The sequence below is a fragment of the Mycobacterium sp. 1245801.1 genome (assembly GCF_001673055.1).
Lineage (GTDB): Bacteria > Actinomycetota > Actinomycetes > Mycobacteriales > Mycobacteriaceae > Mycobacterium > Mycobacterium europaeum_A.
On record NZ_LZKY01000199.1, the window covers coordinates 1 to 20,032 of the forward strand.

The window sequence follows — 20,032 nt, forward strand, 5'->3', positions numbered from 1 at the left end:
CGAGCATGTAGCCGGCGATCGTCCATGAGACGACGGCCTGCGTGGACCCGAACTGCGCGATGAAGGTGCGCTGCGCGACGGCGACGACGGTGCTGTCGAGGACCGCCATGATGCAGGCGAGCCCACACACCCCGGCGATCCGGAACAGCGCCGCGTCCAGCTTGTCGGGGTATTCGTCGGCGCGCAGCGACGGCCCCGGAGCGGTGGGCAACGGGACGTTGAAGGCTGCGGAACGGGTCTTCTGCATGGCGCCGCTGAGCATATCCACAGGGTTGCCCCGGCTGAAGCGTTTTTACCCGTATTCGCCTATTCGCACGGGTGTAATTCGCGGCGCGCGGATTGCGTCGCGACCGTGGTTAAGCGATAAACGGGCTGGTGGCGGTCCTACCTGGGCGAACAGCTTATTCGCCGGCGGTTTCGCTCGCGGGTTTTTTGGGCAGAAACCACGCCGGAATGAAGGTGCAAACCACCAGCACGACGGCAATCACGAATACCGCCGTATACGCGTGGGAAAGGTCGTGAGCCACATTGCTCCAAAAGTCCGGGGCGAGCGCCGCACGGGGTATCGCGGTCTGGTCGACCGGCACCCCGTCGACCGCCGCCTTCTGGTTCAGCGCGGCGAGCTTGTTTGCTGCGCGGATGTCGGGGCTCCGATTGAACTGATTCGTCAGGATCATCGACATCAGCGCCGTTCCCACCGAGCCGCCCACCTGGTGGCTGACGCTCATCAGCGTCGTTCCCCGGGCGATCTGGTGGGGCGCCAGCGCCTGCACCGAGGCCACCGACAGCGGCATCATGGTGCAGCCCATGCCCAGGCCCATGATCGCCAGCCCGACCAGCAGCGTCGGCAGATAGTGGGCCTGGGTGGCCACCCCGAAGGCGAAGGCGCTCAGGCCGACGGTGATCAGCGCGATGCCGACCAGCACGATCTTGCCGGGGCCCTGCCGGTCCACCAGCGGACCGGTCAGCCGCATGGTCAGCATGGCGCCCAGCCCCTGGGGGATCATGTGCACGCCCGCCTGCATCGGCGTGTGGTGCAGCACCTGTTGAAAATAGCTCGGCAGCAGCAGGCCGGCGCCGAAGAACGCCCCGGCGAACACCAGCATCGTCACGTTGGCGTGGGTGAGCACGGGATTGCGGAACAGCCGCAGGTCGATCAGGGGATGATCGGCGTGCCGCCAGGCGTGCGCGACGAAGCCCGCGATCAACGCCAGGCCGATCGTCGCCGGTATCACCACGTGGCGGTCGGCCACGGTGCCCCGGCCCGGGACGGAGGACACCGCGAACAGGAACATCGCCAGGCCCGGCGACAGCAGCAGCACGCCGATGGCGTCGAAGGTTTCCGAGCGCGCGGGATGATCGCGCGGGAACACGATGGCGGCGAGTGCGACCGTGAGAAATCCGATCGGCACGTTGATCAGAAAGATCCACCGCCAGCTCGAGGTGTCGATCAGCCAGCCGCCCAGGATCGGCCCGCCGATCGGGGCGAGCAGCATCGGGATGCTCAGGATCGACATCAGGCGCCCCAGCCGGCCCGGGCCCGCTTCGCGGGTCAAGATCATGAATCCCAACGGCAGCAGCATGCCGCCGCCGATTCCCTGTACCATCCGAAAGACGATGAGCTGCAAGATGTTCGACGCGATCGCGCACAGCAACGAGCCCAGGATGAAGGCCACCACCGAACCGATGAAGAGGCGCTTGGTGCCGAACCGGTCGGCGGCCCACCCGGTTATCGGGATCACGGTCGCCAGGGCGAGCGTGTAGCCGGTCATCGTCCAGGCCACGACGGCCTGCGACGACGCGAACTGATCGATGAAGGTTCGTTGGGCGACGCTGACGACCGTGACGTCCAGGATCGCCATCACCGTGGCCAGGATGCACACGCCGGAGATCCGCAACAGCGCGGCATCGAGCTTGTCGGGATATACCCGTTCCTCGACGCCCGGCTGCCCGGTCGGGTGGTGGGACGGCGGCGTCTTTGCCGCCGCGTACGACGCCTCATCCATGGCGTTGCTTAGCATATCGAACTGATCACCTGGCCCGACGTTTGCGGCCTGCGCGGGTTCGCCCTACCGCCGAAATCAGTGAGCACGCATGGGCGCCTGCATATCGCCTGCTGTCTGCGTGTCCTTCACCGTTCCGACACTTGGGATCGGCAAACTGCTGGTGTGTCTGGAAAATTGATCGTCTCGGTCTCGGGGATCGGTGAACGCACCCTGCCCGACGTCGAGGCGTTCTGCACGCAAATGGATGCCCGCAAGGTGCCGGTGTCGTTACTGGTGGCTCCCCGCCTGTCCGGCGACTACCGGCTCGACCGCGACCCGGGAACCGTCGAGTGGCTGACCACCCGTCGCGCGGGCGGTGACGCCATAGTGTTGCACGGCTACGACGACGCGGTCACGAAGAAGCGCCGCGGCGAATTCGCGATCCTGCGGGCGCACGAGGCCAACCTGCGATTGATGGCCGCCGACCGGGTGCTCGAGCACCTCGGGCTGCGCACCCGGCTGTTCGCCGCACCCGGCTGGGTGGTGTCGCCTGGCGTTGTGAAAGCGTTGCCGGACAACGGGTTCCGCTTGCTGGCCGATCTGCACGGGATTACCGACCTGGTCCGTCACAGCACCGTGCGCGCCCGGGTGCTCGGCATCGGCGAAGGATTCCTCACCGAGCCGTGGTGGTGCCGGATGGTGGTGCTGTCGGCCGAACGGATCGCTCGGCGCGGCGGCGTTGTGCGGGTTGCGGTCGCGGCTCGTCACCTTCGCAAACCCGGGCCGCTGCAGGCGATGGTGGACGCGGTCGACCTGGCGTTGATGCACGGCTGCACCCCCGGCGTGTACCGCTGGGATCAGGCCAGGGCCGTGCTCGACGCCGCCTGAGGCAGCGACCGCCTGACCTGCTCGTCGGGGCACTACCCTGGTCCGACATGAGCGATTCTTCGGTTTCGGGGTTCCACGCCGATGCCATCGTCGTCGGGGCGGGACTGGCCGGCCTGGTCGCGGCTTGCGAACTGGTGGATCGCGGCTTGCGGGTGCTCATCGTCGACCAGGAGAACAGCGCCAACCTGGGCGGGCAGGCGTTCTGGTCTTTCGGTGGGCTGTTCTTCGTCGACAGCCCCGAGCAGCGCCGGTTGGGAATTCGCGACAGCCATGAATTGGCGCTGCAGGACTGGCTGGGCACGGCGGCGTTCGACCGGCCCGAGGATTATTGGCCACGCCAATGGGCGCACGCCTACGTCGATTTCGCCGCGGGGGAGAAGCGCAGTTGGTTGCGTTCGCGGGGGCTCAAGCTTTTCCCGTTGGTAGGCTGGGCGGAGCGCGGCGGGTATGGCGCACAGGGGCACGGCAATTCGGTTCCCCGCTTCCACATCACCTGGGGTACCGGGCCCGCGTTGGTGGAGATTTTCGCCCGTCAGTTGCGCGACCGCTCAGCCGTGCGGTTCGCGCATCGCCATCAGGTCGACGAGTTGATCGTCGAGGGTGAGGCGGTGACGGGCGTGCGGGGCACCGTGCTGGAGCCCTCCGCCATGCCGAGGGGCGTCGCGTCGTCGCGAAAAGCGTTAGGACAGTTCGAATTTCGTGCCGACGCGGTGATCGTCACCAGTGGCGGCATCGGGGCCAATCACGAACTGGTGCGCAAGAATTGGCCCAAGCGGATGGGCCGCGTCCCCGAGCAACTGCTGAGCGGGGTGCCGGCCCATGTCGACGGCCGAATGATTGGCATTGCGCAGCGGGCCGGGGCGCGGGTGATCAACCCCGACCGCATGTGGCACTACGTCGAGGGCATCACCAACTATGACCCGATCTGGCCGCTGCACGGCATCCGCATCATCCCCGGCCCGTCGTCGCTGTGGCTCGATGCGAACGGCAATCGGTTGCCGGTGCCGCTGTATCCGGGCTTCGACACGCTGGGCACCTTGGAATACATCACCCAATCGGGGTTCGACTACACCTGGTTTGTGTTGAACGCCAAGATCATTGAGAAGGAGTTCGCGCTCTCCGGCCAGGAGCAGAATCCCGATCTGACCGGGCAGAGCATAAAGGAGCTGCTGCGCAACCGGGCCAGTTCCGGGCCGCCCGGACCGGTCCAGGCGTTTGTCGACCGGGGCGTGGACTTCGTCAGCGCGAACTCATTGCGCGACTTGGTGTCCGCGATGAACAAGCTGCCCGATGTGCAGCCGCTGGACTACGCGACGGTGGAGGCCGAGGTCACGGCGCGGGACCGGGAGGTCGCCAACAAGTACAGCAAGGATGGACAGATCACGGCGATCCGCGCCGCCCGAACCTATCTGGGTGATCGGCTGGGACGGGTGGTGGCCCCGCACCGGCTGACCGATCCCAAGGCGGGGCCGATGATCGCGGTCAAGCTGCACATCCTGACCAGAAAAACATTGGGCGGCATCGAAACCGACCTGGCCTCGCGGGTGCTGAAGGCCGACGGCACGCCCCTGACCGGGCTGTACGCCGCCGGCGAGGTGGCCGGATTCGGGGGCGGCGGCGTGCACGGCTACCGCGCGCTGGAGGGCACCTTCCTGGGCGGCTGCATCTTCTCCGGCCGCGCCGCCGGCCACGGCGCCGCCGACGACATCACCTAGCGGGGCGGCGCCAACCGGCCGCTAGAACGTGACGGCGTCTTCTTCGGGGAGCACCTGGAAGTCGGTGCTGGTCATCTCGGTGAGCCGGCCGTAGTAGATGCCCCGCGCGTCCGGGGCGATGATCCCCTGGTGAATCGGGACGGCGCGCTGGGGGGCCACCGCGCGCAAGTAATCGACCGCCTCGGACACCTTCATCCACGGCGCGGCCGCGGGCGTCGCCAAGACGTCCACCGGCTCGTCAGGCACGAACAGCGCGTCCCCGGGATGCATCAACCTGGCGCGATGGTCGGCGTCGCCCACCAAGAACGAAATGTTCTCTATCACAGGGATTTCCGGGTGGATGACCGCGTGCTTGCCGCCGGCGGCGCGGACGGTCAGCTCACCGATGTGCAGCTCGTCGCCGACATGGACCTCCCGGCAGGGCGCGCCCAGTTGCGCGGTGGTCTGTGGGTCCGCGTAAAGCGCCGCGTCCGGGTTACCCTCGAGCAACGCCGGCAGCCGTTTGGCATCGACGTGGTCGGGATGCTGATGGGTGATCAAGATGGCGGTCAAGCCGGTGATTCCCTCGAAGCCGTGCGCGAAGGTACCGGGGTCGAAGAGCAGGCGGGTGTGGTCGAACTCGGCAAGTAGGCACGAATGGCCGAAATGCGTCAGTTGCATATCTACGATTGTGCCTTGATGGACAAGCTGCCGATGCGCGTGATCCTGGCCACGATGCTGGTCGCCGGCGGTTTCGCGGTTGCTCTGGTGGTCGTCATTCCTGCGCACGCCGAACCCGAGACTTGCCCGGGGCTGTGCGACCGGATCCCGAACACCGCGTGGATCGATCAGCACGCCGTGCCGCTGGACGCGGTGTATCACTGGCCCGCGCTGGCCGGCCAGGCGGTGCAGACGACCGGTTCGGCGCCGGGGCCCCATTTCCGGTTCGAGGAGCTGTGCGCGGCGCCGGCGATGCCGCAGGACCCCCGCGACTCGGCCGTCGCGGCTCGCGCGACGGTCCAGCATCCCGACGGGCAGTGGCAACTGCAGGCCCAGGTCCTGCACTGGCGTGGGGACACCGCTCGCGGTGGTGCGACCGTGGCCACGGCATTCAGCAATGCCGTCGCCGCGCTGCGGGCCTGCCAGCAGCGCGCACCGCAGGAGTCTCCGTCGCTGACCAGCGACGAAACGACCCGGATGGCCGCCGTGATCAGCGGCCCGGTGGTGATGCACACCTATCTGTTCGCCCACCCGGCCAGCAGCACGATCAGCGAGGTCACGCTCTGGTCAACGGCGCCGCCGCAAGTGTCCTGGCCGGCCATGGGCGACGATGCGGTGCTGGGCGCGATGAGCGCACCGCTGTGCGAGGCCTACATTGCCTCGTGCCCGTAACCCCGAGCTGCGCTTTCGCCGGTAGAGTTGGCGCCGAAACGCCAACTTCTCAGGAGGACCGCCGGTGGCCCGGGTGATCGTGAGCGTGATGCCCAAAGCGGAGATTCTCGACCCGCAGGGTCAGGCGATTGTCGGTGCGCTCGGTCGCCTCGGACATCCGGGAATCTCGGAAGTGCGGCAGGGCAAACGTTTTGAGCTCGAAGTCGACGACAGCGTCGATGATTCGGCGCTCGCCGAGATTGCGGAATCGCTGCTGGCGAACACCGTGATCGAAGACTGGACCATCAGCCGGGAGACACAGTGACGGCACGCATCGGCATCATTACCTTTCCCGGCACGCTCGACGACGTCGACGCCGCCCGGGCCGCGCGCCGCGTCGGGGCGGAGCCGGTCAGCCTCTGGCACGCCGACGCCGATCTCAAGAGCGTCGACGCCGTGGTGGTGCCCGGCGGTTTCTCCTACGGCGACTATCTGCGGGCCGGTGCGATCGCCAGGTTCGCCCCGGTGATGACCGAGGTGGTGGAGGCCGCACGGGGTGGCCTGCCGGTGTTGGGCATTTGCAACGGTTTTCAGGTGCTCTGCGAGGCGGGGCTGTTGCCCGGGGCGCTGACGCGCAACGTGGGTCTGCACTTCATCTGCCGCGACGTGTGGCTGCGGGTGGCTTCGACCTCGACGGCGTGGACGTCGCGCTTCGAGCCCGACGCCGACCTACTGGTCCCGCTGAAATCCGGCGAGGGACGCTACGTGGCGCCCGCCGAGGTGATCGAGGAGCTCGAGGGCGAGGGGCGGGTGGTGTTCCGCTACCACGAAAACGCCAACGGCTCGCTGCACGACATCGCCGGGGTGAGCTCCGCCAACGGACGCGTGGTGGGTCTGATGCCGCATCCCGAGCACGCCATCGAAGCGCTGACCGGGCCGTCGGATGACGGCCTGGGCCTGTTCTATTCGGTGCTCGACGGCGTGCTCGCCGGCTGAGCGGAAACGCCTGCGGCATCGCGTAATTCGGCAAAGGACGCGCCGATGGCGTCGGTGGCCTCGTGCGGGTCGTGGAAAGTTTGATCGTCGGTGAGCACCGCGACGCCGAGCCGGTCCACGTAACTCCACACGGTGATGTTGACCGGGGCGCCGGGAGACAGCACGCCGGTGGAGTAGATCTCGCTGACGGCCGCGCCACCGAAGTGGCCCCGTTCGCGCGGGCCCACCACGCTGGACACCGCGACGTTCATCAGCTTGTTCGGCGCGTCACGCAGGCCCAGCCATCGAAACGCGGCGGGCGCCAACGCGGTCGGCAGGTAGGCCATCATCTTCCCGTACAGCTCCGGACCCAGGACTTCGTGGTCCTCCTTGGCGATCTTGGTGGCCAGGGCGACCAGTCGGGCCCGTTCCACCGGGTCGGCGACGTGGACCGGCAGCGAGATCATCAGCCCGCTGATCTCGTTACCGGTGATCCGGTCCGACTTGTCGGTGGCCGTCGGCACCGAGGCGATGATGGGGCGATCGGCCGCGCCGTCATAGGCCAGCAGCAGCGTGCGCAACCCGCCGGTCGCCATCGCCAGCACCACGTCGTTCACCGTGATGCCCAAGGCTTTTGCCGTCGCCTTGACCTCGGGCAGCGACAACGAGGCACTGGCGAACCAGCGCCGCGGCGAGACGACGTGGTTGAGGAAGGTCGGCGGTGCGTCGAACGCGTCGGCCAGGTCGGGGTGATCGCCGCGCTCGCGGGACCGGCGGCGCACCCGCATCATCCCGACCGCCGCGTCCCTGAGCAGCCCGGGCAGTTCACCGATCTGGCGGACGTGGTCGCGCGCCGCCGCGCGCACCAGCTCGGCACTGGACATCGTGACGCCGGCTTCGTCGTTGTCGCGCTCGTCGGTGCGCCCGTCGCGCAGGTCCATCGCGCGGGCCAGCAGGTTGACCGAGGCGACTCCGTCGGCCAGCGCGTGGTGAACCTTGCCGATCAGGGCGAATCGCCCACCGGCCAGCCCCTCGGCGAAATGAAACTCCCACAGCGGACGACTGCGGTCCAGGGGGGTGGATGCCACCTCGCCGATCACCTGATCGAGCTCGCGCCGCCCACCCGGGGCGGGCACCCGCACCCGGCGCAGGTGATAGTCGAGGTCGACCTCGCAATTCTCCTGCCACATCGGGTGATGCAGATGCCACGGGATGTCAACGAGCTTGTAGCGCAACGGTTCCAGCAGATGGAGCCGGCGACGCACGTGGCGGCGGAAGGCCTCGAATCCGAATTCGCCGTCGGCGTCGGTCGGGTCGATGACGGCCACCTTGAGGGTGTGGGTGTGCAGGTTGGGCGTCTCGCTGTAGAGCAGCATCGCGTCCATGCCGTTGAGTCGCTTCACAGGTCACCTCCAGCGGCCCCGGGCGCCGTCAGCCCAGGATCGGGAACCGGCGCTGCCCGGCCAGCCGCTTGAGCGCGGCCTCCATGACGGCGCGTACGTGGGCGTCGACCTCGTCGACGTCGGGGTCGTCGCCAAACTGGGCGGTGATGTCGATCGGCTCCAGAACCTCGGTGACGATCTTTGCCGGCAGGGGCACGTTGGGCGGGAAGATCACACTGAGCCCGAACGGGAACCCGACGCTGATCGGCAGGATGTCCATCCGCGCCTTGGTTAGCCCCAGCTTGCGGGCGAACCAGTTGCCCCGGGTGAGGAACAGCTGGGTCTCCTGGGCGCCGATGGACACCGTCGGCACGATGGGCACCCCGGCTTCGATGGCGGTCCGCACGTATCCGGTGCGGCCATTGAAGTCGATCGTGTTCGCGCTGAAGGTCGGCCGGTAGGAGTCGTAGTCGCCGCCCGGGAACACCAGTACCACCGCGCCGGAATGCAGGGCGGTGGCGGCGTTTTCGCGGCTGGCCTCGATGACCCCGAGCCGGCGCAGCCAGCCGTCCAACGGGCCGATGAACAGGCCGTAGTGGCCGAGGGTGTACACCGGCCGGTCGTAGCCGAAGTGTTCGTAGAAGGCGGGGGAGAAGATCAGCACGTCCGGGGTCAGCATCCCCCCCGAGTGGTTGGACACCACCAGGGCGCCACCCGAGGGCGGGACGTTGTCGATGTGTCGCACCTCGGCCCGGTAGTACCGTTTGATGGCCGGCCCGAGCACTCTGGTGACCTGTTCGGTGAAGGCCGGGTCCCATTTGGCGGTTTCGTGGTTGTCCGCCGCGTCCACACCGTTGCCCGTCATGGCTCCCCGCTGTCTGTTCTGCGCTCTTTGCTATTTGTTGCCGGTGTGACGCCGGCCTCAAACCTGGACCCCTGGCTAGCATATGTTACTCTCCATTTAGGAGAATGTCATATCCGTTTGCTGGGGAGCGAGCGAGCAGTGGGGGAGCATGTCCGAAAAGGTTCTGGTTACTGGGGGTTTCGGCCTCGTCGGGTCCCAGACGGTGCGGCGACTGGTTGCCGACGGCCATCGGGTCGGCGCGGCTGACCTCGGCACCGCCGCCCAGCGCAAGGCCGCGAACTCGCTGCCGGTGGGCGCCGAGGCGCACTGGGCCGATCTGACCGACCCGGCTCAGGTTGATCGCCTGCTCGCCGACACGTCGCCCTCCGCCATCGTTCACCTGGCCGCGGTGATTCCGCCGGGAATTTATCGCCAGCCCGCGCTGGGCCGTCGTGTCAACGTCGACGCGACAGTCTCGTTGCTGCGCGCGGCGCAATCGCGGCCCCATCCGGTGCGGTTCATCCAGGCGTCCAGCAACGCCGTCTACGGCGCGCGCAACCCCCACCGCCACGCCGAGCTGCTACGCCCGGATTCGCCGATCAACCCGGCCGACCTCTACGGCGCTCACAAGGCCGAAGCCGAACGCCACATCCGATCCGCGGATCTCGAGTGGGTCATCTTGCGCCTCGGCGGGGTGATGAGCGTGGAACCGGACGCGATGCCGTTCAGCGTCGATGCGTTGTACTTCGAAAGCGCCCTGCCGACCGATGGTCGCATCCACACCGTCGACGTGCGCGACGTCGCGCGCGCGTTCGCCGCGGCCGTCACCGCCGACGTCGCCGGTGAGACGCTGCTGATCGCCGGTGACGAGTCGCACCGCCTTCGGCAGGGTGAGATCGGCAAGGCGCTGGCGGCCGCGCGTGGTCTGGTCGACGTCTTGCCCGGGGGCCGGCCGGGCGATCCGGACAGCGACGACGGCTGGTTCGTCACCGACTGGATGGATACCGCTCGCGCCCAGCAGGTGCTGGAGTTCCAGCACCACTCGTGGCCGGACATGCTCACCGAGATGCGAGCCACCGCGGGGTGGCGGCGCTACCCGATGCGGCTGATCTCACCCCTGGCGCGGCGGTTCCTCAAGAGCCGTGCGGCCTACCGGGATGCGCCCGGACGCTACGCAGACCCGTGGGGCGCAATACGCGCCAAGCTGGGTGAACCGCGCCCGGATGCCCCGTCGGCCGACTAGCTCGGCGGAACTTCAGCCGGCCTCGCGCAGCAGTGACCGTTCCGTCGAAGGCAATTCGACGGACGGACTCAGTTCCTCGAAGAGCTCGGTGGCATCCGCGATGGTTCGGTCGACGAACGACGCGAAATCGTTGAACGAGACGTCGCTTCGGACCCATTGCGACTTGCGTGCCACCACGCCGATGCGATGCGGATCAGACGAGCCGTGCACGATCGCGGTGACGTGGCGGTCAAGACGGTTCCACCTGTCGGCGAAGTAAGTCAGCCAGGGGCGGTCGGCCGCCGGGAAGTAGCACCCCGGGCTGACCCGGATGATCAGCACGTCGTCGTGCGCCGGCGAGACCTCGAAGTGAATGTGCAGGCGCCGCGGAGCGCTGGTGACGAAGAAGTATTCGCCGTCGTGGTGGCCACGAAAATAACGCCGCCCGCGGGTGCGCAGGTAACGTTCGATTAGGTTCGCGCACAGCTGCTCATTCGTCATGAATAGATGTTGCGGCCGACATCTTTGTAGATGCTTGGAGCCAAGCGATGCGGCACCGAAGAATTCGTTGAGAATTCGCTGAGTGGCGGGCTACGCTCGGTCGCGCCGTTCCACGATCCCGGCGCCCGGACCCGGGACCGTACGCGGCAACGTGACCGAAAACCTGTATCGCTCGGGGCGATAGTGGAATTCCACCACCTCGAGCGGCTTGCCGTCATGGCCGTAGCTGGTGCGTACGAGGACCAGCACGGGTGAACCCAGCGGCAGGTTGAGGGCGCCGGCCACCTCCAGCGATGCGCCGGCCGCGTGAATCTCATAGTTGGCCCGCGCGACGGGAATCTCGAGTCGGCGCTCCCACATGGTGTAGGTGCTTTCCATCGCCTGGGCGGTCTGCTCGTCGGTCGCGCTCCTCAGCAAGGGCTCCACGGCCTTGCCCAATCCGGTTGGCAGGTAGGCGATCATCAGGGCGAGGGGTTGCTCGCCGTCCCGGAACCGCCTGTGCACACAGAGGACTTTCGACAGGCCGAGAGTTTCAGCGATTCGCTGCGGCGCATCTTCGACTCGGTGCGACAAGACGTCGACGTTCGGTGTGATCCCGGAGCCGGCCAGAACCTCGGTGATGGTCCGCACGCCGGGTCCGAGTTCTTGTTTGACCGGGTTGGCCACGAAGGTGCCCAGGCCCTGCTTTCGCACCAGCCATCCTTGGCGTTCCAGCAGCCCGACGGCCGCGCGCACCGTCACCCGGCTCACGCGGGTGCGGTCGATGAGTTCTCGCTCGGTGGGCAGTCGCGCGCCGCGGGGCAGGCGCTGTTTGACGATCGCCGCCTTGAGAGCCTCGGCGAGCTGGGTGCTGGCCGGCACGCTGCCGCGCGATATCCGCAGATCGGCGGCGTCGAGATCCAGCGCGTCGGGGACCACGAGATGTATTAAAACGTCTCGTCTCGGCGGGGTAAAGGCGGTACTGATCCGGTCGCTACGGCCGGTCGAGATCGATCCGCACCGTCAGCAGATCGGTGCCCAATGCGCGCACCAGCGAGCTGTTGAACCGCGGCAGGACGGCCAATCGGGCGACCGGGTCATCCTCGGGTAGCAGCACAGCAGTTCCCGATCGCCAGCGGCCGCGAATTCGGATGCGAACCCGGTTGTCGGCCTTGATGTTTCGGACGTAATCCGAGGAGTCGCCGTGGTCGGATACCAGCCAGAACGCTCCTTTTTCGAGCCGTCCTCCCACTGGGGTGCGCCGTGGCCGTCCGCTGACCCGGCCGGTTGTCTCCAGCAGTACCTGGGTGGGCAGACGCCGGGTGACCGGGTTGGCTACGTACCGATGAAAGCGGCTGACCCAGCGGCGTTTGCGGTCGGGGAGGGGTCCGTTCATGGTCATGGCCCCCAGCATTGTCGAGACTGGCGGTCTCGTCAATAGGAGCGCTAGCCTGCAGCTGTGACGGTGAACCGGCGGGCGCATACGGGCAGCCGACGCAATGAAGCGGCGGAGCGGGCAATCCTGGATGCGGCCGCGGACTTGTTAGCCGCCGCGGGCGGAGACGTTCAGATCACTGTGTCCGCCATCGCCGAGCGGGCAGGCGTAGGCAAACAAACGATCTACCGCTGGTGGCCATCGAAAAGCGCGGTGCTGCTCGATGCGATGGTGCACCGGGCGCAGCAAGCCGCACCGATACCCGACACCGGGCGCCTGGACGGCGATCTGCGCGCGTTTCTCAGCTCCACCTTTTCCGCCGCGGCCGTCCATCGCACGCTGCTGATGGGCGCGCTACGTGAGGCGCTGGGCGACGTTGCGACGATGGAGCGGCTGGCGGCCTTCACGGCGGCGCGTCGCGAAGAGTTGGCGCGGATAGTGCACCGGGCCGAAACCCGCGGTGAGATCGCACCGATGGACCGGCCCGAAATCGTAGTCGACCAGGTTTTCGGATTACTCTGGTACCGAATGGCTTTCGCTCACCAGCCGCTCGATGAGCAGGCCGCCGATGATCTGGCGGCCGCGGTGGCGGCCCAGCTTCGCACGACCCGGGAGGATTGACGTGCCGTTCGCCGTGGAGAGGTTCGACCACATCGTCTTGAATTGCCGCGACGTCGAAGCCACCGCCGCATGGTACGAGCGGGTGCTGGGCATGCGGCGTGAGACGTTCGGGCCCTCGCGCAGAACGGCGCTGCGCTTCGGGGAGCAGAAGATCAACCTGCGACCGGTCGGGGCGTTGGTCGACGACCCCGACTGGTTCACCGGGTCCGTCGAGGCGGCCGGTTCCGAGGACCTGTGCTTTGTCACGCGCGCCAGTCCGGATGACGTGCGCGCCCATCTCGGCGCGTGTGGGGTGGAGGTGATCGCCGGACCGGTGACCAAAGTAGGGGCCCTGGGCGAGATGACCTCGCACTACTGCCGTGACGTCGACGGAAACCTGATCGAGATCGCCGTCTACTAGGAGTCGGCCAGCGGATACAGCGCGGGAAGGTTGATCACGATCGCTTCCTGGGTGCTGCGGGCGATCACCACCTCGGCGGTGGTGTCGGGGTCGGGGTTTTCCTCCCGGTGGGGCAGGTACGGCGGGATGAAGACGTAATCGCCGGGTGCGGTGGCGATGCGGACTTCCTCGTTGCCATCGTGAAAGACGAACTCCGGGTTGCCACTTCGCACATAGATGGCGGTTTCGGATTCACCGTGGTGGTGGTTGTCCGAGGCCGATCGCGGCGACGCGTGCGTCTCACCCATCCAGAGCTTCTCCGCGCCGACCGACCGGCCGGACAGGGCGGCGAAGCGCCGCAGCCCCTCGGATTGTGCGGTATCGGAGCTGATCTCGGATGCCTTGATGTGGCGTACCCGGTTGCGTGCGACCGGCGTCGCTGTGTCGTCGAAGTCTGGATGGAACCCGTCTGCGGTGGCCATCGGTCAATTATCGTCCGTGGCGTCCCGATACGCCTCGAGCAGTCTGAGCCACAGCTCGCTGATTGTCGGGAAGCACGGCACCGCATGCCACAGCCGGTCGACCGGCACCTGGCCGGCGACGGCGATGGTCGCCGAGTGTAGGAGCTCGGTCACGCCCGGGCCGACGATGGTCATGCCGAGCAGGTGACCGCGATCCGCCTCCACCACCATCCGCGCGCGGCCCGTGTAGCCGTCGGCGTAAAGCTTGGCCCCCATCACCACGTCGCCGATTTCGACGTCCACCGTGCGGACCCGGTGCCCGGCCCGTTCGGCTTGCGCAGCCGTCAGTCCGACGGCGGCGGCTTCGGGATCGGTGAAGAAGGCCTGCGGCACCGCATGATGGTCGGCGGTCGTCACATGCGCGCCCCACGGTTTGGTGTCCAATGGCTTTCCCGCCGCGCGGGCGCCGATGGCCGCACCGGCAATGCGGCCCTGGTACTTGCCCTGGTGGGTGAGTAGGGCCCGGTGGTTGACGTCACCGGCCGCGTAAAGCCAGCCATCCTCCGCGGCGCCGTGGACCAGGCAGGTGTCGTCCACCTCGAGCCAGCTGCCCGGTGTCAGTCCCACAGTCTCCAAACCGATGTCGTCGGTCAGCGGGGCGCGTCCGGTGGCGAAGAGCACCTCGTTGACCTCCAACCCGGTGCCGTCGTCCAACTCGAGGACGACGTGGGATTCGTCCGGTCGGCGCAGCGCGCGAACCGACACCCCCATTCGCACGTCGACGCCGCCCTCGGTGAGGCCCCGCCCGATCAGCTCACCCACGAAGGGCTCCATTCGCGGCAGCAGTCCAGAGCCTCGCACCAGCAGGGTCACCTGGGAGCCCAATCCCTGCCACGCCGTGGCCATTTCGACACCCACGCCGCCGGCGCCGACGACCGCGAGCCGTTCGGGGACGGCGCTGCTATCGGTGGCCCGCCGGTTGGTCCATGGCCTCGCCTCGGCGAGGCCGGGCAACTCGGGCAGCGCCGACCGGCTTCCGGTGCAGATGACCACCGCATGCCGTGCCGTCAGTGCCAGCCGTTCGCCGGCGCCGTCGGTGACGACGACGCGGCGCGCGCCGTCCAATCGCCCGTGCCCGCGTATCAGGGTCGCGCCGATCCCACTCACCCAGTCGGCCTGGCTGCTGTCGTCCCAGTCGGTCACGTAACGGTTCCGTCGGCCAAAGACGCCCTCGGCGTTCAGCGGCCCGGTGACCGCATCCCGCGCACCGTCGATTCTGCGGGTGTCGGAAAGCGCAATCACCGGGCGCAGCAACGCTTTACTGGGCACGCATGCCCAATACGAGCATTCACCGCCGACGAGTTCCCGCTCGACCAGAGCAACACGCAGTCCTGCGGCGCGGGCGCGTTCGGCGGCGTTCTGGCCGATCGGCCCGGCGCCGAGGACTACGACGTCGAACTCTGCTGCCCCAGCTGCTGCCATGCTCGACGATCCTTTCGCTTGGTGGCCACGGCGCCGAGGGTGCACGCCGTGTTTTCATCGGAGCTCGATCAGCCGCTCGGCGAGCTCGCGTAGATCTCTGACGACGATGTTCGGCTGCGGCAGGCCGTCGACCGGCAGCGGTGCGTTGCCCCGCCGGGTGACCAGAGCCCCACCGAATCCGACACTCTGCGCACCGATGGTGTCCCACACATGTGCGGCGACCATCATGCAGTCAGCCGGGGCGATCCCGATCGTCTCGCATGCGTACTGATACACGGCGGGTGAGGGCTTGAAGACGCTGCGCGCATCGACGCTCAGTTGGTGTTCGAAGTAGCCCGCTAGCCCCGATCTCTGCAGAGCCGTCGGGCCATCCGGGTTGGGCGGGGAATTACTCAGGGTTGCCAGCCGAAAACCGTTGTCACGCAGCGCCGCAAGCCCCTCGGCGACATCGGAGTGTGCCGGCATGGTGAGCAGTCCTACCTTCAGGCGGTCCAGATCGTCGTCGGTGACGTCCACCCGGTGGATGTCGCCCAACATGCGCAGCACCCCCTGGGCGAGCACCGGAAACGTCACGTAGTGGCCGGCCAGCGTGATGGCCGTCGAGTACATGATCAACTGCGCAAACCATTCCCGCAGGACGCCGTCGTCGCCGAACAACTCGCCGAAAAGCGGTGCGATCGACTCGATATCGAGCAACGTCTCGTTGACGTCGAAGATCAGGACGGACGGTGATGCCATCGCTAGCGCTCGACGTTCTTTCGTTGGGGGATGTCCGGTCGGAGATACCCCACGAGGCACAACACAATCAACGACATCGCCGCCACCGGCCACCACAAAGCGAGCAGCGCCGCCGTCACGAACACCCCGAGGGTGATGAACGACCGCATTTGCAGCATGCGGCGCATCCGCGCTGAAACGTCTTGGTGGGAGGGCCGATCCACCGCTTCCCAGCACAGCGCCAGGTAGGTGATGTTGACCAGGACGAAGACCGCGGCGTACAGCGATACCGGCGCCGGCGCCAGCCTGCTGTCGGCTATCCACTCGGTGGTGAACGGGATCAGCGACACCGAAAACAGGTGCGCGAAGTTCGACCACACCAGCCGCGGGGTCGCTACCTGGGCGTAGTTGAACAGGTGGTGATGGTTGACCCAGACGATCGCTATGAACAGATAGCTGACCACGTAGCTCAGCCCGGTGGGCCACAGCGGAAGCAGGGCGCGAAAGCCGTGGGCGCTCGGTGGTCTGAGTTCCAACACCAGGATGGTGATGAGCACGGCGAACACGCCGTCGGAGAATCCGCGCAGCCGTTCAGGACTGGAGTCTCGTTCTGCCACCGCTACCTCCCGCTGCCCCATGCCTGAGCCGCTGTCAAGCCGACTGATGGTTCCGCTCCTGCACCACCCAGGCATTGCCGTCGGGATCGCGGAAGTTGGCAAAGCTCGCATAGTCACCCCGATGCGGGTCGGTACCCGGGAGGAATCTACCGCTCCAGCCGCCGTCGGTGTCCTTGTGACGTATCTCGCCGACGGTTATGCCGCGATCAGTCAATTCCGCGCGGCAGGCCTCGATGTCGGAGACCACGAGATAGAGGCCCCGCACCGAGCCACTCGGCGCATCGGTCAGGCCCACACCGAATTGGATCGAGGTGCCCGAGCCTTCGGGCGTCAATTGGATGACCCGGAACTCGGGGGTGGGTGCGTAATCGACGTCGAGGTTGAACCCGACCTGGTCCCGGTAGAACCGTAGCGAGCGATCGGGATCCGCGACGGGTAGGACGACGACTTCCAGGGACGCCCTCATGAGGCGCTCCGGTTCTGTCCTGACACCTCGTCCGTGTCGAGTCCACGGTCGACGCCGTGTGGGATTACGGTCTGGCCGGGTTCGAGCTGAAGTTGCTTACCGTCGAGGTGCACGTCGATCTTGTCGGGTTCGAAGGACACCAGATTGCGGACCCGCGCGACCTCCGTCCAAGCGTCCACATAAGACCATGCCGCGCGCTTGCGGGTTCCGATGTCATAGTAGGAGCAGATTCCCTTGTACGGGCAAAACGTCTGGATATCGTTGGGTTTCAGCGCGGACTCGTCGGTATCTTCGCGCGGCACGTACCATCTGGGCGCAAAGCCTGACTCATACAGCGCCAACGGGCGATGAGTGTCGGCGACCACCCGGTCGCCGTCCCGGACAACCAGATGCCTTGCGGTAGAACGAATGTCGATACGGTGATAGGCGTCCGCGGCGTGCCCGACGATCCGTTCCTCTTCCTCGTAGAACGCATCCATGGCGCGCCAGGCAAACGCCACCCGGCCCTCGAGAACGGCGGCATACGCCGGTAGCCCGGTGTGTTCCCACGCGCTGTGATTGGTCTCGCGCCCCGATGCGGAGACGGAGAACCACTGGGTGGCCCCGAGATCGCGGTGTTGCGTCACCCGGTCCTCGGCGCGCAGCGTTTCGTCTTCGATGTCAGCGCGGGGAAAGTAGGCGACTGGATATCGGCCCGGTTCGTGTAGCAGGATCACGTCTTCGCTGTCGACTATCCATCTGTCCTCGAAGCGTACTCTCATCCGTCGCCGCAGCGGCTCGGCGAAGAGCAGCCGCGCCGGCAGTGGCTGCTCGGTCAGGAAATGCCCCACCGATCCCGTCGCAAGCGGGCCTTGCTGCCATGCGAGCCCCATGATCGTGTCCCTTCGTCGCGAAAACTTTTCGGCGTCCGCGGTCACGTCACTGCATGACGACGACCATCTTCCCGCCGGCTTCTCCCGCCTCCATCACGCGGTGCGCCTCTCGGATCTGCTCGAAAGAGAAGATGTGTGACGGCTTCGCATCCAGTTCGCCGTCGGCAACCTGCCGGGCGATGTCTTGCAGGGGTACGTCTGAGAGCGGAAAGCCCGGTGTCCCAAAGACGAAGCTCCCGAAGAAGTTCCAGTTCACGCCGCTGGCCATGCGCAGCAGCGGGTTGAAATCGCCAATCGGGTCGAGTCCGCCCAACCATCCGGCCAGGCACGCCGTGCCGCCGCGCCGCAACATGTCGAGGGAGTCGAGGATGGTGCTGTTGCCCACCAGGTCCAGGACCGCGTCAATGTCTTTGGTTTCGGGGATGTGGGAGGCCAGGTCGCGCCTTTCCAGTTCGACGCGCGAAGCGCCTAACTTTTCCAGCATCGGCAAGCGATCGCTGCTTCGCGCCGTGGCGATGACACGCGCGCCGGCGGTGACCGCCATCTTGAGTGCGGCTTGGCCGAATGAGGAGGTCGCGCCCCGTAAAACCAACGTTTGTCCGGATCTCAGGTCGAGGTTGCGGAACAGGCATGTCCAGGCGACCGCGTAAGTCTCGGGCAGGGCGGCCAAATCCGACCAGGGCAGGTCCGACTCAATGAGGGCGACATTGGCGGCGCGAACCCGCGTGTACTCGGCGTAGCTGCCGTTGATGGTGCGCCCCAGCCCGCCCATCAGCGCCGCCACCTTGGCCCCGACCGGGAATTCGCCGCCCGGGCACGAGTCGACGATGCCGACGCATTCGATCCCGCTGACCTCGGCCGCCTCAGCCCATTCACCGCGACGCATGTGCATCTCGGCGTGGTTGATGCCGAAACCCTTTACCGCAATGACGACTTCGCCATCTTTCGGCAGGGGCTTGGGGATGTCGGTGTAGACCAGACTGTCCAGGCCGCCAAACTTTTCCAAGATGATCGCCCGCATGGTTTCCCCGCCGGGTTGCTCGCGTACGACCGCCGGTGCGGTTGGCAGCTGAGGTGACTCGAGCACGGACATCGGCTGCCTCTTTCACCATCGTTGGCGGCGACGGCGCCCGGCGGCGCGACGCAAATATTGGGCCAACTGACCCATTATTATGGGCGTCCACACCGACCATGTCCAGCGAAAGGTCAATACTCAGGCCTCGCGCCGACCGCGAGACGACACGGCTCGACGCTTACGCCGCGGCGGGTGCGCCGCGAAGGAGCGCACATAGTCGACCGCGGCATTGACGGCGACCCGCAGCGGTTGCGGATCGCCGGTGACGTGGGTGAGCATCGCGCCGCCCTGGTGCGCGGCGACCAGCGATACGGCCAGGTGCCGCGCGTCGGCCTCCGGGCGCAGGTGTCCGCGCTCGCGCATCGACTCCAGTCCGGCCCGAAACAGGTCGATCCATTGGTCGTATCCCGCGGCCAGGTCATCGTGGACCTCGCGGTCGCCCTCGATCAGCTCACCGGCCAGGGACCCATAAACGCAACCGCCGACGCGGTACACGGCGTCGATGTCGGCCACGCAGGCATCGGCCCACGCCCGCAGGGCATCTAGGCTGTCGAGTCCGGCGAACTGTGGCCGAGTGTGAAAGTCCCGCACGTCATTACGGCGCGCATCGATGACGTGGCGGGTCAGGTCGCGCTTATCGCCGAAGTAGTGCGAGATCTGGGATCCGCTCACAGCGGCGGCGCGGCGAACCTGGTCGACGCTCGTGTTGGCGACGCCCCGCTCGAACATCAGCCGGGCGGCGACCTCGATGATGCGCGCGCGTGTCGCCAGTCCCTTGCGGGTGAAGCGCGATGGGTTGCGTTCGGTCACTTCACCACCTTCGGCACCAATCGCTCAGCCGGCCCGTCGCGCCGGGCGACGCGCGCTGGACCGGCGCGGCGGACGGGGTGCGCGCTCGGCAGGGTCGGTGGCGAACAGACGCAAATAGTTGATCGCGAAGCGAATGGCGTCGGCGTGGGGCCACTCCTCTCGGTAAGTGAAGGTCAGCACGCCACCGCCCTGGTGCGCGGCGACGATCACCAACGCCAGCTGGTGTGGATCGGCATACCGAACCAGCAATCCGTCG

The 20,032-nt window shown here is 67.1% G+C and carries 23 protein-coding genes and 2 pseudogenes; 8 read left to right on the forward strand and 17 right to left on the reverse strand.

The features are described from left to right. Nucleotides 1-262 (reverse strand): annotated as a pseudogene (locus A5622_RS12530) (MFS transporter); the annotation flags it as partial. Between the two features lie 139 nt (nt 263-401). Beyond that, the gene (locus A5622_RS12535) at nt 402-2,021 is read right to left on the reverse strand and encodes a DHA2 family efflux MFS transporter permease subunit (protein ID WP_066878803.1); all 1,620 of its coding nucleotides are present in this window, start codon (nt 2,019-2,021) and stop codon (nt 402-404) included. Between the two features lie 147 nt (nt 2,022-2,168). Between A5622_RS12535 and A5622_RS12540 the strand changes: the two genes are divergently transcribed. Beyond that, nucleotides 2,169-2,873: a DUF2334 domain-containing protein gene (locus A5622_RS12540; protein WP_066865397.1), complete on the forward strand. Its 705-nt coding sequence runs from the start codon at nt 2,169-2,171 to the stop codon at nt 2,871-2,873. Between the two features lie 47 nt (nt 2,874-2,920). Next, entirely contained in the window at nt 2,921-4,588 is a 1,668-nt protein-coding gene (locus A5622_RS12545) for an FAD-binding dehydrogenase (RefSeq protein ID WP_066878805.1), read from the forward strand. A gap of 21 nt (nt 4,589-4,609) precedes the next feature. Here the strand turns inward: A5622_RS12545 and A5622_RS12550 are convergent, their stop codons facing one another. Then, on the reverse strand, nt 4,610-5,248 hold the full coding sequence (locus A5622_RS12550; RefSeq protein ID WP_066878806.1) for an MBL fold metallo-hydrolase: 639 nt from the start codon (nt 5,246-5,248) through the stop codon (nt 4,610-4,612). Between A5622_RS12550 and A5622_RS12555 the strand changes: the two genes are divergently transcribed. From A5622_RS12555 to purQ, 3 genes are all read left to right on the forward strand, one after another. Then, nucleotides 5,225-5,959 (forward strand): ATPase, encoded by a 735-nt coding sequence (locus A5622_RS12555; protein WP_197499378.1) that lies wholly within the window; start codon nt 5,225-5,227, stop codon nt 5,957-5,959. The two genes, A5622_RS12550 and A5622_RS12555, sit on opposite strands and share 24 nt — an antisense overlap. Before the next feature lie 64 nt (nt 5,960-6,023). Further along, nucleotides 6,024-6,263 carry a phosphoribosylformylglycinamidine synthase subunit PurS gene (purS, locus tag A5622_RS12560; RefSeq protein ID WP_044487430.1) on the forward strand — a complete coding sequence of 80 codons (240 nt, stop codon included), beginning with the start codon at nt 6,024-6,026 and terminating at the stop codon, nt 6,261-6,263. Next, the gene (gene purQ / locus A5622_RS12565) at nt 6,260-6,934 is read left to right on the forward strand and encodes a phosphoribosylformylglycinamidine synthase subunit PurQ (RefSeq protein ID WP_066878808.1); all 675 of its coding nucleotides are present in this window, start codon (nt 6,260-6,262) and stop codon (nt 6,932-6,934) included. Before purS ends, purQ begins: the two co-directional genes overlap by 4 nt. Here purQ and A5622_RS12570 read toward each other — a convergent pair. Beyond that, nucleotides 6,901-8,316: a wax ester/triacylglycerol synthase family O-acyltransferase gene (locus A5622_RS12570; protein WP_197505247.1), complete on the reverse strand. Its 1,416-nt coding sequence runs from the start codon at nt 8,314-8,316 to the stop codon at nt 6,901-6,903. The genes purQ and A5622_RS12570 overlap by 34 nt on opposite strands. 28 nt (nt 8,317-8,344) lie before the next feature. After that, nucleotides 8,345-9,160 (reverse strand): lysophospholipid acyltransferase family protein, encoded by an 816-nt coding sequence (locus tag A5622_RS12575; protein ID WP_066865412.1) that lies wholly within the window; start codon nt 9,158-9,160, stop codon nt 8,345-8,347. Nucleotides 9,161-9,308: 148 nt separating this feature from the next. Here A5622_RS12575 and A5622_RS12580 point away from each other — a divergent pair, with 148 nt between their 5' ends. After that, entirely contained in the window at nt 9,309-10,382 is a 1,074-nt protein-coding gene (locus A5622_RS12580; RefSeq protein WP_066878811.1) for an NAD(P)-dependent oxidoreductase, read from the forward strand. A 12-nt stretch (nt 10,383-10,394) separates the two neighbouring features. On the opposite strand, the gene A5622_RS12585 is transcribed toward A5622_RS12580, so the two are convergent. From A5622_RS12585 to A5622_RS12595, 3 genes are all read right to left on the reverse strand, one after another. Continuing rightward, nucleotides 10,395-10,862 (reverse strand): YbjN domain-containing protein, encoded by a 468-nt coding sequence (locus tag A5622_RS12585; protein ID WP_066878813.1) that lies wholly within the window; start codon nt 10,860-10,862, stop codon nt 10,395-10,397. A gap of 90 nt (nt 10,863-10,952) precedes the next feature. Continuing rightward, nucleotides 10,953-11,780 carry a GntR family transcriptional regulator gene (locus tag A5622_RS12590; protein ID WP_066878815.1) on the reverse strand — a complete coding sequence of 276 codons (828 nt, stop codon included), beginning with the start codon at nt 11,778-11,780 and terminating at the stop codon, nt 10,953-10,955. A 55-nt stretch (nt 11,781-11,835) separates the two neighbouring features. Next, nucleotides 11,836-12,243 (reverse strand): nitroreductase/quinone reductase family protein, encoded by a 408-nt coding sequence (locus A5622_RS12595; RefSeq protein ID WP_066878827.1) that lies wholly within the window; start codon nt 12,241-12,243, stop codon nt 11,836-11,838. 57 nt (nt 12,244-12,300) lie between these two features. Between A5622_RS12595 and A5622_RS12600 the strand changes: the two genes are divergently transcribed. Both A5622_RS12600 and A5622_RS12605 read left to right on the forward strand, forming a co-directional pair. Then, on the forward strand, nt 12,301-12,897 hold the full coding sequence (locus A5622_RS12600) for a TetR/AcrR family transcriptional regulator (RefSeq protein WP_197505248.1): 597 nt from the start codon (nt 12,301-12,303) through the stop codon (nt 12,895-12,897). Between the two features lies 1 nt (nt 12,898). Next, nucleotides 12,899-13,297, forward strand: coding sequence for a VOC family protein (locus tag A5622_RS12605; protein WP_066878818.1), 399 nt, complete (start codon nt 12,899-12,901; stop codon nt 13,295-13,297). On the opposite strand, the gene A5622_RS12610 is transcribed toward A5622_RS12605, so the two are convergent. The 9 genes and pseudogenes from A5622_RS12610 to A5622_RS29670 form a co-directional block, all read right to left on the reverse strand. Continuing rightward, nucleotides 13,294-13,758: a cupin domain-containing protein gene (locus A5622_RS12610; protein ID WP_066865426.1), complete on the reverse strand. Its 465-nt coding sequence runs from the start codon at nt 13,756-13,758 to the stop codon at nt 13,294-13,296. The two genes, A5622_RS12605 and A5622_RS12610, sit on opposite strands and share 4 nt — an antisense overlap. A 3-nt stretch (nt 13,759-13,761) precedes the next feature. Continuing rightward, the gene (locus A5622_RS12615) at nt 13,762-15,219 is read right to left on the reverse strand and encodes an NAD(P)/FAD-dependent oxidoreductase (protein ID WP_066878820.1); all 1,458 of its coding nucleotides are present in this window, start codon (nt 15,217-15,219) and stop codon (nt 13,762-13,764) included. A gap of 54 nt (nt 15,220-15,273) precedes the next feature. Next, nucleotides 15,274-15,957, reverse strand: coding sequence for a haloacid dehalogenase type II (locus A5622_RS12620; protein ID WP_066878822.1), 684 nt, complete (start codon nt 15,955-15,957; stop codon nt 15,274-15,276). 2 nt (nt 15,958-15,959) lie between these two features. Continuing rightward, complete coding sequence (locus A5622_RS12625) at nt 15,960-16,553, reverse strand: TMEM175 family protein (RefSeq protein ID WP_231998426.1); 594 nt, start codon at nt 16,551-16,553, stop codon at nt 15,960-15,962. A 34-nt stretch (nt 16,554-16,587) separates the two neighbouring features. Beyond that, nucleotides 16,588-17,019: a VOC family protein gene (locus A5622_RS12630; protein ID WP_066878823.1), complete on the reverse strand. Its 432-nt coding sequence runs from the start codon at nt 17,017-17,019 to the stop codon at nt 16,588-16,590. Further along, the gene (locus A5622_RS12635; protein ID WP_066878831.1) at nt 17,016-17,891 is read right to left on the reverse strand and encodes a DUF427 domain-containing protein; all 876 of its coding nucleotides are present in this window, start codon (nt 17,889-17,891) and stop codon (nt 17,016-17,018) included. The genes A5622_RS12630 and A5622_RS12635 overlap by 4 nt, the downstream gene beginning before the upstream one ends. A 46-nt stretch (nt 17,892-17,937) precedes the next feature. Then, entirely contained in the window at nt 17,938-18,984 is a 1,047-nt protein-coding gene (locus A5622_RS12640) for a zinc-binding alcohol dehydrogenase family protein (protein ID WP_066865441.1), read from the reverse strand. A 120-nt stretch (nt 18,985-19,104) separates the two neighbouring features. Next, complete coding sequence (locus A5622_RS12645; protein ID WP_066878825.1) at nt 19,105-19,776, reverse strand: TetR/AcrR family transcriptional regulator; 672 nt, start codon at nt 19,774-19,776, stop codon at nt 19,105-19,107. A gap of 24 nt (nt 19,777-19,800) precedes the next feature. Next, a pseudogene (locus A5622_RS29670) lies at nt 19,801-20,032 on the reverse strand (TetR/AcrR family transcriptional regulator); the annotation flags it as partial.

Excerpts from the sequence above, each read along its gene's own strand:
- A5622_RS12535 (WP_066878803.1), bottom strand. The coding sequence starts at position 2,021 with ATGCTAAGCAACGCCATGGATGAGGCGTCGTACGCGGCGGCAAAGACG.
- A5622_RS12545 (WP_066878805.1), top strand. The coding sequence starts at position 2,921 with ATGAGCGATTCTTCGGTTTCGGGGTTCCACGCCGATGCCATCGTCGTC.
- A5622_RS12555 (WP_197499378.1), top strand. The coding sequence starts at position 5,225 with ATGGCCGAAATGCGTCAGTTGCATATCTACGATTGTGCCTTGATGGAC.
- A5622_RS12550 (WP_066878806.1), bottom strand. The coding sequence starts at position 5,248 with ATGCAACTGACGCATTTCGGCCATTCGTGCCTACTTGCCGAGTTCGAC.
- A5622_RS12575 (WP_066865412.1), bottom strand. The coding sequence starts at position 9,160 with ATGACGGGCAACGGTGTGGACGCGGCGGACAACCACGAAACCGCCAAA.
- A5622_RS12580 (WP_066878811.1), top strand. The coding sequence starts at position 9,309 with ATGTCCGAAAAGGTTCTGGTTACTGGGGGTTTCGGCCTCGTCGGGTCC.
- A5622_RS12585 (WP_066878813.1), bottom strand. The coding sequence starts at position 10,862 with ATGACGAATGAGCAGCTGTGCGCGAACCTAATCGAACGTTACCTGCGC.
- A5622_RS12595 (WP_066878827.1), bottom strand. The coding sequence starts at position 12,243 with ATGACCATGAACGGACCCCTCCCCGACCGCAAACGCCGCTGGGTCAGC.
- A5622_RS12610 (WP_066865426.1), bottom strand. The coding sequence starts at position 13,758 with ATGGCCACCGCAGACGGGTTCCATCCAGACTTCGACGACACAGCGACG.
- A5622_RS12615 (WP_066878820.1), bottom strand. The coding sequence starts at position 15,219 with ATGGCAGCAGCTGGGGCAGCAGAGTTCGACGTCGTAGTCCTCGGCGCC.
- A5622_RS12620 (WP_066878822.1), bottom strand. The coding sequence starts at position 15,957 with ATGGCATCACCGTCCGTCCTGATCTTCGACGTCAACGAGACGTTGCTC.
- A5622_RS12630 (WP_066878823.1), bottom strand. The coding sequence starts at position 17,019 with ATGAGGGCGTCCCTGGAAGTCGTCGTCCTACCCGTCGCGGATCCCGAT.
- A5622_RS12635 (WP_066878831.1), bottom strand. The coding sequence starts at position 17,891 with ATGGGGCTCGCATGGCAGCAAGGCCCGCTTGCGACGGGATCGGTGGGG.
- A5622_RS12640 (WP_066865441.1), bottom strand. The coding sequence starts at position 18,984 with ATGTCCGTGCTCGAGTCACCTCAGCTGCCAACCGCACCGGCGGTCGTA.